Raw genomic sequence first — 14,009 nt, 5'->3', positions numbered from 1 at the left:
TATTGTATAAAAATAATGCTTGCCATCCCACCAATAGACCTACAGACAGGTATAGCCCAAGAAACTCTACCTCGTCGGATTACAAATCGGATTCGGCATTCCTTAGAGTTAGAAGACATTATTACAGCAACTACAGCTGAGGTTCGTTCCTTACTAAGAACTTACCGAGTGATGATTTATAAATTCCATCCTGATGGTAGTGGTTAATTTATTGCTGAATCTATTTATGAAAATAGTTTACCCTCGTTGTTAGGGTTGAGTTTTCCTGCTGATGATATACCTCCCCATGCGCGAGAATTGTTTATTAAATCGCGGGTGCGTTCTGTAGTTAATGTTGATTCTGGTGAAATTGGCCAAAGTCCTGTACATGACCTCAACACAGGAGAAATTACATCTGATGAGATTCTTTACCGTCCTCTAGAACCATGTCATATAAAATATTTGACAGGTATGGGCGTAAAATCTTCAGTGGTCGCACCGATTATTTATGAAGATAAACTGTGGGGATTATTAGCATCACATCATTCTTAAGCCCGTGACGTGGTAGAATATGAACTGGAAGCAATGCAGCTGGTAGTAGAACAGTTATCTGTGGCGATAGCACACAACAATCTCCTCATCCAAGCCCGTGCCAAAGCGGAACGAGAAATTATTATTAACCGTGTTGCCACCCTGCTTTATTCACTGCCGACTATTGTCTTACAACCAGCTTTAGGAGCGATAGTTGCCGCTTTTAATGGCGTTGGAGGCATATTATGCATCAGATATAATGCCTTTAATTTTCGACATAGTAGCTTTTAAGCTCTCACAGAATATTTAATTCCTGGTAGCAACTTTTTCCAGCTTTATTTATGTGGACAACAACCTATTAATGCTGAACAGAATATATATCCCATTTGAGAGCAGTATAGCGTCTTGAGAGAACATTATAAGTCCGGTCAATATGAAATTTGGCCAATTTCTGATATCTATCAAGATGCTAATTTAAGCATTTTACAACTTGCTTTTAAACCTACAAAAATTCGCAGTATTTTAATGATTCCCCTGCACTATCGACAAGAATTAGTGGGTTATTTAAGCCTTTTTCGCAATGAAATAGACACATAAACCTTTTGGGCAGGTAAATTTGATCCAGATAATAGACAACTTTATCCCCGTATATCTTTTGATTTGTGGCGCGAATCGAAACAAGGACAAGCTCAACAATGGACAGATACAGAAATTGAACTAGCTATATAAATTAGTAAACATTTTGCCTCAGCAATTCATCAATATGAACTTTACCAACAGGTACAAAGTTTCAATTAAACTTTAGAAGAACAAGTCCATAAAAGGATATTAGAAATACAAAAAACTGCTGAAGAACAACAACCTGTGTTCGCAGTTATTAATAGAATTCGTCAATCCCTTGATACTGATAATATGTTTAAAACAACTACTAAAGAAGTCTCTCAATTAATCAAATATGATCCTCTTTCTCTATATAAATTCAATACAGATTGGTCCGGAGAACTTGTTGGAGATTTTAATGGTACTAGTACCAAGTACTTGTATGAATCTAAACTGCGAATTAATACAGTTTGCAATAATACTTATTTACGAGAAACAGAAGAAGGAAGATATCGCAATAATAAAACTTATGCAGTAGATGATATATATAAAATGGGATTTACTCCCTGTCATATTGATAACTTAAAACAGTTTCACATTTATGCTTTTGTCTTAGCTCCTATTTTTATCAGTAAAAAACTTTGTGGTTTACTTTCTAAGTATTAACACGCAGGGACTCGTCAATGGACAACCTCAGAAGTTAACTCCATCAGTCAGATTGCAGGGCAACTTGGAGTAGCAATTCAACAAGCTGAATTACTTGTCAAAACTCAAAAGCACGGGGAACAATTAACTCAAACCCTGCATGAATTGGAAACTACTCAAACCCAACTAATTCAAACTGAAAAAATGTATTCTCTGGGACAACTTATAGCGGGTGTTGCTCATGAAATTAATAACCCAGTTAATTTTATTTCTGGAAACCTTACCCATATCCATGAATATGCCAAAAACTTGCTGACCACGCTCAATCTTCATCAGCAAGAATTAAAAACCCTAGCAAAAATATTTTAGATAAATCCGAACAAATTGATTTATAATTTCTCATAGAAGATTTACCCGAAAGTTTATCTTCCATGATAATTGGGTTAGATAGAATCCGGCAAATCGTCTTATATTTGCGAAATTTTCCACGTTTTTATGAGTCAGAAATGAAGGATGTGAATATCCATGATTGTATTGATAGTACACTCTTAATTTTATAGAACTGCTTAAAAGCAAAACCTGAATCTCCTGCTATTGAACTGATCAAAGAATATGGTGATTTACCTTTGGTAGCATGTTATGCTGGACAACTAAATCAAGTCTTTATGAATATTTTGTGTAATGCTATTGATACCTTAGAAACTAGTAAAACATATACATTAGAAAATCCCAAACCAGGAAAAATTACTATTTCTGCTGCTGTGGGAGTAATCAATGACACTGTGAACAGTGCAGTCATTCGTATTGGTGACAATGGTTCAGGAATACCCTCAGCTATCAGAGACAGAATATTTGATACTGTTTTCACAACTAAGCCAGTAGGAAAAGGTACTGGTTTGGCTTTATCAATTAGTTACCAAATTGTGGTAGAAAAGCATGGTGGAATTTTAAAATTTAATTCACAACCAGATGTAGGTACAGAATTCTGGATTGGAATCCCCATTAAACATATTGTCAGGAGTTAGAAGTGAGGAGTCAGGAGTCAGGAGTAGGAGTCCAGGAAATTATTTTTCTTTTGCCTTCTTCCCTGTCACCTATCGGAAGCATCCCAAATGTGTAAGTGTCATACTGTAGTTTCCTTCCCGCAGGCTATGCAGCGCACCGTAATGTTCGCGTAGGGTGCCGGAGGGTCTAGGATCTCGGAGATTCTTCTCGTCACTCTGTTCCGTATGGCTTACGCCACGCTTCCCTAACAGAATGACAACTGACGATATTTTTGCAAAATTGGGATGCTCCCCACCTGTCACCTAGTAATGCTAATTCCTAAGTTGCACAGGCATAGCTAAATAGGTCATTTTCAAACCGCCTAAAGGTGTAAAAACTACCGGAGTTAAACTTTGATTTAAATGCATTTGAATTTCGGAAGATGGTAACTCTTTCACGCCTTCCATTAAATATTTGACGTTAAAAGCAATGTCTATATCTTCCCCAGAAATCTTTGCCGGCATTGACTCTGTACCACTACCCACATCTTGCGCTTCACAAGATAAAGTAATTTCTTGATTGGCATTATCAATACTGACTTTGACAATATTATTTTTCTGATCAGCTAACACTGCAATTCGCTCTAAGGTGCTGATAAATTGCCGCCGTTCTAGTGTGACTTGTCGCTCAAATTGACGCGGTATTAATTGCCGATAAGCGGGATATTGTCCTTCTAAAGTCCGACTGGTTAAGCGTTGATTTTGCCAAGAGAATACGACTTGACCAGGATCAAGATATAAGGCTACTGTTTCTTCTAATGAACTATGGGCTAACATCCGCTGTAATTCGCGCAAGGCTCTAGCTGGTACTGTCACTTCTAGTTGTTCATTACTATCAATAGGACGCTCGTTAGTAGTTTCCAGGACTGCAAGGCGGTGTCCATCTGTAGCGGCAAATTCTAAGGTGTCCTGTTTAACCGTTAAATGCACGCCTGTGAGGACTTGTTTGGTTTCATCTGCACTGGTAGCAAATAATGAACCCTTCAAGCCTTCAATTACTGCAGCCGTAGTGAGTTGAATTGCTTCGGAGCTTTCAATTACAGGTAATTCGGGGAATTCTTCTGCTCCCATTGCCCGGACTTGATACTTGCCGCTTTTGGGTTTGAGGGTGACAAGTATACCTTCTCCGGTGTTGTCTCCTGATTCGTCATCTAGGGTGATTTCGCCTTCTGGTAGACGGGAGGTAATATCTACAAGTAGCTTAGCAGGAAGAGCGATCGCACCGCCTTCAATTACCTCAGCACTAAAAGTGCTACGGATACCCAAGCTGAGATCAAAGGCTGTTAAGCTGACCTGGTTAGTTTCTGCATCCGCCTGTAGAAGTACGTTAGCAAGTACGGGATGAGTAGGTCTTGATGGTACTGCACGACTGACGAGTGAAAGATTGGTACTGAGGTCGCTTTGAGAGCAAACTAATTTCATGGTAGAGAGTAAACTGGTGAAGGATTATAGTAACAAATTTTAGGCTGGGGACTAGGGACTCGTAGCTGTGGAAAATCTGTGGAAAAATTAGGAATCTAGCTACCTACCATAAGCTATAATTACTTTCGTAATTCTTCAACACTATTTGCAGTTCTGATAGCTTGTTGAAATGCTTTCAACTATTGAAAATTGCTGATTTTATAAATAACAGGTATCAATTCTAAACCTGCATTACCAAACTTAATTTCTAAAGCCAATTCAATCCCCGAATATAATTCCTCCCATAGTCGGCGAATTTCGCCTTTCCGTACAACTTCTTGATACCAAGGTGATTCGTGTAATACCGCTATATCCCACCTCATGATTTCTTGAACTAACGAACTATTCAATATAAATGAAGGAAAGAAAGCGATAACTGTTTCTAATTGGTTTAATTGTCCATCATTACGTAATATTGGCAGTGCTTCTCGAATGGTTGACTCAGTTTGGCCTCATTTAAGACTTCATGGGATCAAACTCCTACTTCTGAGAACGACTAATCATATTGATTCGATAGCTCAATTGACCTAAGGTTTCACTTAAAGTCTGGTCTGCTTCTTGTAGTCCCGTAATTTTCTCACAACTATACATCAGTGTTGTATGGTCTTTACCACCAAAATCCTCCGCAATTATTGGTAAACTTAAGCCTGTATATTATTGACGTATTAAATATATAGCAATTTCTCTACCCCAGCTAATTTCTCTCCTGCGATAATTACCTTTTCAATATTCAATTGAGAGCTTAAAAAAATCTGCCTCCACATTTAAGACTACCTCTGGTGTTGCTTCCGTTTTTTTGTTAGCTGTGCCTAAAACTGTCGTGGTATTTACCACCGTCATTAGTAAACCCCAAAGAGAAATATAAGCTACTGCCCGAATTAAGGCCCCTTGCAATTACAGAATATTGGAAGTATAGTTATAAGCAATATATTCAATTACATCTCTAGGTCAACGAATATTTCCATATTCAGCTTTTTTTTTGCAAAATTGCCATGCGCGTTTCTAAATCCGGCCTTTGAATATCAGCAATGAACCCCATAGGAAACCCCGAATAAAGCCATTCTTGCAGACTAGGAATTTGCCTAGGAAGACGGTCAGAAGCAATCACAACTTGTTTCCCAGCCTCATGTAAGGTTTTAAAAGTATGAAAAAATTCTTCTTAAGTATATTCTTTCCCTTCTAGAAATTGAATATCATCAACTAACAAAATATCAGCAGCCCGGTAATGTTCCCGAAAACTTTGCATACTATCATTACAAATAGCAGTAATTAAATTATTAGTAAACTGCTGAGTCAAAAGATGAAATATTTTAGAATCAGGATAAATCTCCCAGCGATAATTACCAATAGCTTGCATTAAATGAGTTTTTCCCAAACCTACACCACCGCATAAAGATAAAGGATTAAACTCCTTACCTGGATATTCTGCTACAGCCAAAGAAGCAGCATGAGCCATAGAATTATTAGCACCAACCACAAATCTTGAGAAAACGCACTTAGAATTTAAGTCTGGACTTTCTTGTTGATTTTTAGATACATTTGGAGAAATTGGATTGACAGGAGGCAATTTTCAAGCAAGTTCTCCTTCAACTAACTGACAAACTTCATTACCCTGACCCACCGTAATGTAAACTTATACTGGATAAGCCACAATATCTTGCACGACATGAGCAATAGTATTGATGTAATACTTCTGAAGCCAATTTCGGGCAAAGAGCTTAGGTGTACATATTATCAGACAATTATTTTCTAGTTGCTTTGCACTAGCAGGTTTAATCCAAGTCTCAAAGGTGGGACGAGATAGCTCTAGCTGTAAACGCTCTAGCAGCTGACTCCACAGCTTGTCTATGGGAATTTCCATTATCTACCACGTTTGCTGCTAATACCCACAATAGAAGAGATGAGCAAGCAATAGTTTAACTTTAAACTGTAATCATTCTGGTTAAGACCAGGTAGCTAATATCCTATCACTTAGGGACTAACACGGAGAATAAGTACATGATGAAGATTTATAATCATCACCTAGCATCCAAAAATCTTAATACCAGGTTTTTGCTCCCCTGTATAAGAGCTAAAAGAAAAGGGTGGATGTTAATGACTGGGTTAGCAGCGGTGGTTCTTAGTGGCTGTTCTAACCTGAATAGCAGAACCTTAGAATCAGAACAGAGCCTTGCGGAAGTCCAAAGAACTACTGCTCCCACTTCGGTAATTATGCCTTCTGCCATCATCGCATCCTCCGGCGATCCTAACTTTGTAGTCGAAGTAGTACAAAAAGTGGGAGGTGCTGTTGTTCGCATTGACTCTGCCAGAACCGTTACATCTCAAGTACCAGATGAATTTTCCGATCCATTTTTCCGCAGATTTTTTGGTGACAGAATTTCCCAAGGAAGACAAAGAGTAGAAAGGGGTAGCGGTTCTGGATTTATTATTAATTCCTCTGGGCAAATTCTGACTAATTCTCATGTCGTAGATGGCGCAGATCAAGTTACAGTTACACTCAAAGATGGACGGACTTTTGACGGTAAAGTCTTGGGAGAAGACCCAGTTACAGATGTAGCAGTAATTCAAATTAATGCTAATAATTTACCAATTTTAGCTCTAGGGAATTCCAATACCTTGCAACCAGGAGAAGCCGTAATTGCAATTGGTAATCCCTTGGGTTTAAACAATACTGTAACTTCAGGAATTCTTAGTGCTACAGACCGTTCTAGTAGTGCTATTGGTGCTAGTGATAAGCGGGTTGATTATTTGCAAACAGATGCAGCAATTAATCCTGGAAACTCTGGTGGTCCACTGCTAAATTCTGGTGGTAAAGTGATAGGAATGAACACAGCTATTATCCAAGGCGCTCAAGGTTTAGGCTTTGCAATTCCTATTAATACAGTGCAAAAAATTTCCCAAGAATTAATTAGCAAAGGTAGGGTAGATCATCCTTACTTGGGTGTAGAAATGGTGACGCTAACACCAGAACTCAAGGAAAGAATAATTCGTAGATCTGGTAATAGAGTAAATTGGGTTGCAGATCAAGGCGTTTTGTTAGTGAGAATTGTTTCTGAGTCACCAGCCGCAATTGGTGGACTCAAACCAGGGGATGTGATGAAAACCATTAATAATCAACCTGTTACCAAGGTCGATGAAGTACAAAAACTAGTGGAAAATAGTCAGATTGGTACTCCTCTTCAAGTCCAAGTAGACCGTCAGGGCAGAACTGTTCAACTAACAGTCAGTCCTGCTCCTTTACCAGTGCCTTCTGAAAATTGATTCCTTTAAATAATTGTGGAGTTAGCGTCAATTAATACTTACATAAATGGTGTTTCTCGTGAATAAATCAGTACCAATTATTCAACTAGGTAATCCGATGTTAGTCCAAAAAGCTGCTTGGGTCGACAACATTCAAGATGAGCATATTCAAAAACTCATTGGTGACTTAATATTTACTGTTTATCAAGCTAATAGTGTGGGAATCGCTGCACCTCAGGTGGCAGAATCTCATCGTTTATTTATTGTTGCCTCCCGTCCTAATACCAGATATCCCGATGCACCAGAAATGAAACCAACAGCAATGATTAATCCAAAAATAATTGCTTATTCAACTGAAGTTATCAAAGGTTGGGAAGGTTGTTTAAGTGTGCCGGGAATTAGGGGGTTAGTTCCTAGATATCAGAAAATTGAAATTGAGTATAATGACCGAAATGGGAAGATACAAAAACAGGAGTTAACAGATTTTATTGCTCGAATTTTTCAACATGAGTATGACCATTTGGAAGGAAAGGTATTTTTAGATAGGGTAGAATCTACTGAAGAACTAATGACTGAGTCCGAATATCAACAACGGGTACTTAACAATACTTAAACCAAAGTAGCTCTCAAGACTGAGGCTCAACACCAAAGCTAGAAGTTATATTGAACTTGAATTAACCTCTAGTTTTGTGTACCTATTTTAGATCAATGAATACTGATAGAAAAGATAGCTTTGGGGAATGGAAATCTCTCGATTTTTGGAAAAAGCAATCTCTTGATTTAATTCCCTTGCTGACAGGGTTAGCTGTCACAGGGAGAATAGGAATACATGGTTTAGCTGCAATTCCAGTTTGGATCCTAACCGCAGATGCTACACGCAGGGTGATTAAGTCTTTAGAACCGGAATTTTTGTCAGCAGGAAAAATTAAAACTATCCCAGATATAGATAAAGAAGATAATACTCAAATCGCTTATAATGTAGTCCATACAATTCCAGGAAGGATTAGATTTTATGTACCCCTAATTGCTCAAAGTTCTGCCTATACACAGAGGTTAGAAACTTTACTGAAAGCCCATAATCAAATTACTAATGTGCGTGTTAATACTCATGCATCATCAATAGTGATCGCATACCAATCTCCGGAAATTAGCATAAATTGGGTGGAAATAATGAAGTTAGCTTTACAACGACATCCATGTATAGATCCTCCTATTTCAGAAATATGTATAACAGAGATTAATAACTTAGAAATTTCTCCAAAAACTTCAAATTTATGGACTAATTTAAAACCTGCATCACTGTCTTATTCCCTAAATTTAATGGCAAATCTACCTTTATAATGAAGATTTCAAGCCTTATTGATTAATGAGTAAATAAATCAAACCGAATTCCTCTACAACAGATCGCAGATTAATGAGGTATATAATCAGGTATATAATCTAAGTTGAAACCAAGACAGCAAGGGAGTTTTACTCCTGACTCCTCCTGTACGTCTCAGAACATCTACCAACAGCTAGATAATATAACAATAAAAATTAGAGTAAGCTAAAAAGCTTATGTGACCTTCTCCAATAAATTGGAGGTTGATTTAATTATGGCAAAAATTACTGATTTCATAGAAGATGCCGGCGCACCTGGAATTATAGCTGGGATAGGCACAGTTTTATTAGCTCCTGTGGTAATCCCTGTTGTCGCAGGAATTGGTAAACCGATAGCTAAATCAATCATCAAAAACGGACTTGTTGCTTATGAAAAAAGCAAGGGAGCCTTTGCTGAATTGGGTGAAACTTGGGAAGATATTGTAGCTGAAGCTAGAGCCGAAATAGCTGAAGAACAACACAGACCAGTATTTGAAGCTGCTGAAAGTCAATCTGGTAATGGTGCATAAAATGTAAGAGTTCAGGATTCAGGGGTCAGGAATCAGAACATTTGAGAAATTGGTTAATTATCAAATAGGTATTTTTGGCGTTAGCCTGAAAAAGCTGACTGCTGATGAGTGATAGGGGAATGCTTACCCTAAAATAGGGTTATATAGCAGGTGACAGGTAACAGGTGACACGTTTGAAAGTCTCTTTGTGTATACCTATACCTTTTTAGGTTATGTAGGGGTTTAGCATTGAGCTTTATCCCTACTCAATAAATATTGTCTTCGAGCCCGTTTTAATTGTCATTTAAATTTTTAATATTCAAGGTTTCAATTATGCGACAAATTACGGAAAGAATAAGTCTAAATACATCTTTTAATCCTATAGCTACAAAAATTATCAGTGATACCCCAGGAAGGCTAAGATTAAGAATTGCTCCTGGAAATCGCCAAGCTGAGAAAATACAACATATCGCCAATTTTTTAACCGCACAACCTCACATTACTCAAGTGCGAACTAATATCCATCACGGTAGTATTCTCATCAATCATGATGGTCAGACTGGCACTTTAGCAGAGATTTCAGCTACACTGCGTGATATAGGGATAATTTTTGCAGCTATTACCCAAGGGAAAACTGAAGCAGCAACAGCTATATCTAATGTAGTAATTGACTTGAACCAACGGGTTGAACGTGCTACAGATGGTACTGTGGATTTACGTTTCCTGTTACCATGTGGACTCAGTATCCTAGCTATGAGACAATTGATTGTTAAAGGTGTGCAATTGGAAGTAATTCCTTGGTATGTTATAGCTTGGTATGCTTTTGATAGTTTTCTGAAACTGAATAATGTTGTAGTAGGTGATAGGTGACAGAAAGCACGAGAGAAAAGGCAAAAGGCAAGAGTCAAGAATTGTACATTTTGTTGGCGTAGCTAATTTTGAATTTTGAATTAATTCCCTGTTTCTTCCATAAGAAAAAATGCAGAAATATGGTGCTGTGAAGGTTTATCATGAGTTTTAGAACCTTTGCAAACATAAATAATGAAAAAGCTGATTAATCAACCAGAAGACTTTGTAAAGGAAAGTCTAGCAGGAATGGCTGTGGCTCATGCTGATTTAATTCAGGTAAATTATGAGCCTAGTTTTGTGTATCGAACTGATGCACCTGTACAGGGAAAGGTAGCAATCATTTCTGGTGGTGGAAGTGGTCATGAACCTATGCATGTGGGTTTTGTGGGGATGGGAATGCTTGATGCTGCTTGTCCTGGGGAAGTTTTTACTTCACCGACTCCTGACCAAATGTTAGCCGCAGCACAGCAGGTCGATGGTGGTGCTGGTATTCTTTATATCGTTAAAAATTATAGTGGCGATTTGATGAATTTTGAAATGGCGACGGAGTTAGCCAGAAGTGAAGGTATCCGCACGTTAAATATTATTATTGATGATGATGTAGCGGTGAAAGATAGTTTATATACGCAAGGAAGAAGAGGTGTAGGAACAACTGTGCTGGCGGAAAAAATTTGTGGAGCCGCTGCGGAACAGGGTTATAATTTGCAGCAGTTAGCAAATTTGTGTAGAAAGGTAAATCTGCATGGACGCAGTCTAGGTGTGGCGTTGAGTTCTTGTACAGTCCCGGCAAAGGGTACGCCGACTTTTGCTTTGGGGGATAATGAGATAGAATTGGGAATTGGTATTCATGGAGAACCAGGAAGAGAAAGGGTTTCTATGAAATCAGGGGATGAGATTACAGAGATTTTAGTGCGTTGGCTTTGCCCGTCGCAAGCATCGCTCATTGATAATATTGACTATAGTCGCACAGTGCGAGAGTGGGATGAAGCTCAAGAGGGATGGGTTGATGTAGAACTGTTAAATAAACCCCTGCAAAAAGGCGATCAGATCTTAGCTTATGTTAACAGTATGGGAGGTACTCCCGTTTCTGAATTGTATCTTGTCTACCGCAAACTAGCAGAAATCTGTGAACAGGAAGGACTGCAAATAGTGCGAAATCTAATTGGACCCTACATGACATCATTAGAAATGCAAGGTTGCTCCATCACACTGCTGAAGTTAGATGACGAGATGCTGCGGTTATGGGATGCACCAGTAAAAACAGCAAGTTTACGCTGGGGAGTATGAAATGGTTACTCAGGTGCAGATAATTCAATGGATACAAGTATTTGCTTCTGTCATTGAACATCACAAGGAAGAGTTGACAGAATTAGATGCAGCCATAGGTGATGCTGATCATGGTATCAATATGGATAGAGGTTTTAAAAAGGTCAGCAATCTGCTACCTAGTTTTGCTGATAAAGACATCAGCACCATTTTCAGAACCGTCAGCATGACTTTAATTTCCAGCGTTGGTGGTGCTAGTGGTCCTTTGTATGGAACTTGGTTTTTAAGAGCTAGTTCCGCAACGGCTGGTAAAAAGGAATTAACTCAAGAAGATATGCTCAAGTTTCTCCAATCTGGTTTAGATGGTGTAATTGAACGTGGTAAGGCACAGTTGGGAGATAAGACAATGTTAGATGTATTGTCTCCGGCTGTGGTGGCTTTTGAGCAAGCTGTCAACGAAGGTATGGGAACGGTGGAAGCTTTGCGGGTAGCGGTTTCGGCTGCTGAACAAGGTTTACAGGAAACCATACCCATGTTAGCAAAAAAGGGAAGAGCTAGTTATTTAGGCGACCGCAGTGTGGGACATCAAGATCCAGGGGGTACCTCTGCTTATTTTATGTTGCGAAGTTTATTAAAGGTGGTAGACAGTCAGAAAAAAGGGGGTAGGGGGTAAGGTGTGGGGAGGCAGGGGAGGGAGGGGGAGAATAACCTATTACTTCCTGCCTGTTGCCTGTTGCCTTTTGCCTTTTCCCACTTAATAACTGATAACCGACCCAGAGTTATGCCGGATAAATTCTTAACCGTCGGTTTGGTTCTTCCCCAAAACTATTGGACTTGAGCCTATAATGTTCTACCAACTCATGCTGCATTCTTCTTACTTGCGGAGAACGGGGTAATAACTCCACAGGTTGACCTTTAGGAATGACAATTTGCTCAACTGCAAGTCTGGCTTCTTCCAAAGCGTCTATTTCGTCATCACTCCCACTATGGAGTAATAGTTGTAATTCTCGGTCATCACCGATTTCTGGATCATCAATATTCAGCAACCGCCGCAAACCGCGAGTAATTTGGGGTATGGTGCTAGACTTAATCACATGAATTGGTAAATGACGAGCCTTGGCTATTTGCTTTAATTTAGCGTGGTTTTTCACGTGCGATCGCAACGCCAAAATTGCATCACCACTATCTATGTCTTTTGTCAATACAACAGGCAAAGTTAACACACTAATCACCTGTTCCAGTTGGTGACGACTCACCCCATATGGGTAAATATGCAAAGGTAAATCTTCCCCGTTTGGACCGGCTGATTTAGTATGACTAAAATCAATACTGTCAGAAGAATAATTGAAAGACTCATCCAGCAAGCGGTCAAACTCACTGCGTCCTGTCACCCGTTCCCGTTCTATAGATAAAGGTGGTAGAGCCACCATCTGACCAGAACTACGCCAGCCATTAACCTGCTTCACAGCCGGTAAAGATTCTTCCTCACTAGCTAAGTTACCTCCACGACCCTGAACCACAGATAATTGTCTGGTAATCGCCACTTTGCCATTTTCATCCATACTTCGTGTTTGTGGGTTAGCTTGACGACCTCTTAACAGAGTATCCACTGTATCAGCTACGCTTTCATGCACTACCCAGCGTTGCCGTTCCATCATTTCCACAGCAATCTCAAAGGTAGGTGGAGCTTTACGTTCCAAAACGGTCTTCTGTGAACCGCGTCGTCTCGCTTCGTCATCTCCCAGCGTCACTGCTTGAATACCCCCCACCAAATCAGACAGCGTGGGATTTTTGATGAGGTTTTCAATTTGGTTTCCGTGAGCAGTACCAACTAATTGTACACCTCTCTCTGCAATTGTACGGGCTGCTAAAGCTTCCAGTTCTGTGCCGATTTCATCAATGACAATCACCTCCGGCATATGGTTTTCCACTGCCTCAATCATCACTTGATGTTGTAATTCTGGCTTTGCTACTTGCATCCGGCGAGCGCGGCCAATGGCAGAGTGAGCTATATCACCATCACCAGCGATTTCATTAGAGGTGTCAATAATTACCACTCGTTTATTTAAATCATCTGCCAATACACGGGCAATTTCCCGTAAAGCAGTGGTTTTACCCACACCAGGACAACCTAACATGAGAATGGATTTGCCGGTTTCTACCAAATCGCGGATCATGCCAATTGTGCCAAATACCGCCCGGCCGACACGACAAGTTAAACCAATAATTTTGCCTGTGCGGTTACGGATAGCACTGATGCGATGTAAAGTTTGCTCAATTCCTGCCCGATTATCTCCACCAAAGGTTCCGACTCGTTGAATGCAATCATCTATTTGTGCTTGAGTGACGGGGGTTTCGCTCAGATACTCAGCTGCATGGGGAAACCGAGCTTCTGGGCGACGACCTAAGTCCAAGACCACTTCCACTAGATAATCTCTTTTGGGATGATTTTCTAGTTCTTGCCGCAGGTCTTGGGGCAAAATGTCCAGTAACTTTTGGAGATCGTCTGTAATCGTCATGCTTTCTA

10 protein-coding genes and 3 pseudogenes are annotated in these 14,009 nt (G+C 39.6%); 8 read left to right on the top strand and 5 right to left on the bottom strand.

What is annotated here, in order from left to right:
• Window positions 1-15 precede the first annotated feature (15 nt).
• Window positions 16-2,780, top strand: a pseudogene (locus AAZO_RS09865) (GAF domain-containing protein).
• A 291-nt stretch (window positions 2,781-3,071) separates the two neighbouring features.
• Here the strand turns inward: AAZO_RS09865 and dnaN are convergent.
• From dnaN to AAZO_RS43615, 4 genes and pseudogenes are all read right to left on the bottom strand, one after another.
• Window positions 3,072-4,220, bottom strand: coding sequence for a DNA polymerase III subunit beta (gene dnaN, locus AAZO_RS09860; protein WP_013191145.1), 1,149 nt, complete (start codon window positions 4,218-4,220; stop codon window positions 3,072-3,074).
• Window positions 4,221-4,399: 179 nt separating this feature from the next.
• Window positions 4,400-4,582 (bottom strand): hypothetical protein, encoded by a 183-nt coding sequence (locus AAZO_RS26360; protein WP_049790645.1) that lies wholly within the window; start codon window positions 4,580-4,582, stop codon window positions 4,400-4,402.
• Between the two features lie 157 nt (window positions 4,583-4,739).
• Window positions 4,740-5,769, bottom strand: a pseudogene (gene dnaA, locus AAZO_RS09850) (chromosomal replication initiator protein DnaA); the annotation flags it as partial.
• A gap of 126 nt (window positions 5,770-5,895) precedes the next feature.
• Window positions 5,896-6,120, bottom strand: a pseudogene (locus tag AAZO_RS43615) (DnaA N-terminal domain-containing protein); the annotation flags it as partial.
• A gap of 140 nt (window positions 6,121-6,260) precedes the next feature.
• Between AAZO_RS43615 and AAZO_RS09845 the strand changes: the two are divergent.
• From AAZO_RS09845 to dhaL, 7 genes are all read left to right on the top strand, one after another.
• Window positions 6,261-7,520: an HhoA/HhoB/HtrA family serine endopeptidase gene (locus tag AAZO_RS09845; RefSeq protein ID WP_144031392.1), complete on the top strand. Its 1,260-nt coding sequence runs from the start codon at window positions 6,261-6,263 to the stop codon at window positions 7,518-7,520.
• A 46-nt stretch (window positions 7,521-7,566) separates the two neighbouring features.
• Window positions 7,567-8,112 (top strand): peptide deformylase, encoded by a 546-nt coding sequence (def, locus tag AAZO_RS09840; RefSeq protein WP_013191143.1) that lies wholly within the window; start codon window positions 7,567-7,569, stop codon window positions 8,110-8,112.
• A gap of 95 nt (window positions 8,113-8,207) precedes the next feature.
• Entirely contained in the window at window positions 8,208-8,840 is a 633-nt protein-coding gene (locus AAZO_RS09835) for an HMA2 domain-containing protein (RefSeq protein ID WP_013191142.1), read from the top strand.
• 254 nt (window positions 8,841-9,094) lie between these two features.
• Complete coding sequence (locus AAZO_RS09830; protein WP_013191141.1) at window positions 9,095-9,388, top strand: DUF5132 domain-containing protein; 294 nt, start codon at window positions 9,095-9,097, stop codon at window positions 9,386-9,388.
• Between the two features lie 312 nt (window positions 9,389-9,700).
• Window positions 9,701-10,237: an HMA2 domain-containing protein gene (locus AAZO_RS09825; protein WP_013191140.1), complete on the top strand. Its 537-nt coding sequence runs from the start codon at window positions 9,701-9,703 to the stop codon at window positions 10,235-10,237.
• A gap of 171 nt (window positions 10,238-10,408) precedes the next feature.
• A complete protein-coding gene (gene dhaK / locus AAZO_RS09820; RefSeq protein ID WP_013191139.1) occupies window positions 10,409-11,503 on the top strand; it encodes a dihydroxyacetone kinase subunit DhaK in 1,095 nt (364 codons plus the stop codon).
• 1 nt (window position 11,504) lies between these two features.
• On the top strand, window positions 11,505-12,155 hold the full coding sequence (gene dhaL / locus AAZO_RS09815) for a dihydroxyacetone kinase subunit DhaL (protein WP_013191138.1): 651 nt from the start codon (window positions 11,505-11,507) through the stop codon (window positions 12,153-12,155).
• Window positions 12,156-12,261: 106 nt separating this feature from the next.
• Here the strand turns inward: dhaL and AAZO_RS09810 are convergent, their stop codons facing one another.
• Window positions 12,262-14,001 carry a R3H domain-containing nucleic acid-binding protein gene (locus tag AAZO_RS09810; RefSeq protein WP_013191137.1) on the bottom strand — a complete coding sequence of 580 codons (1,740 nt, stop codon included), beginning with the start codon at window positions 13,999-14,001 and terminating at the stop codon, window positions 12,262-12,264.
• Window positions 14,002-14,009 lie beyond the last annotated feature (8 nt).

The sequence above is a fragment of the 'Nostoc azollae' 0708 genome, assembly GCF_000196515.1.
Taxonomy (GTDB): domain Bacteria; phylum Cyanobacteriota; class Cyanobacteriia; order Cyanobacteriales; family Nostocaceae; genus Trichormus_B; species Trichormus_B azollae.
The sequence above is the reverse complement of the archived record's forward strand: the minus strand, read 5'-3'. Positions and strand labels throughout refer to the sequence as shown.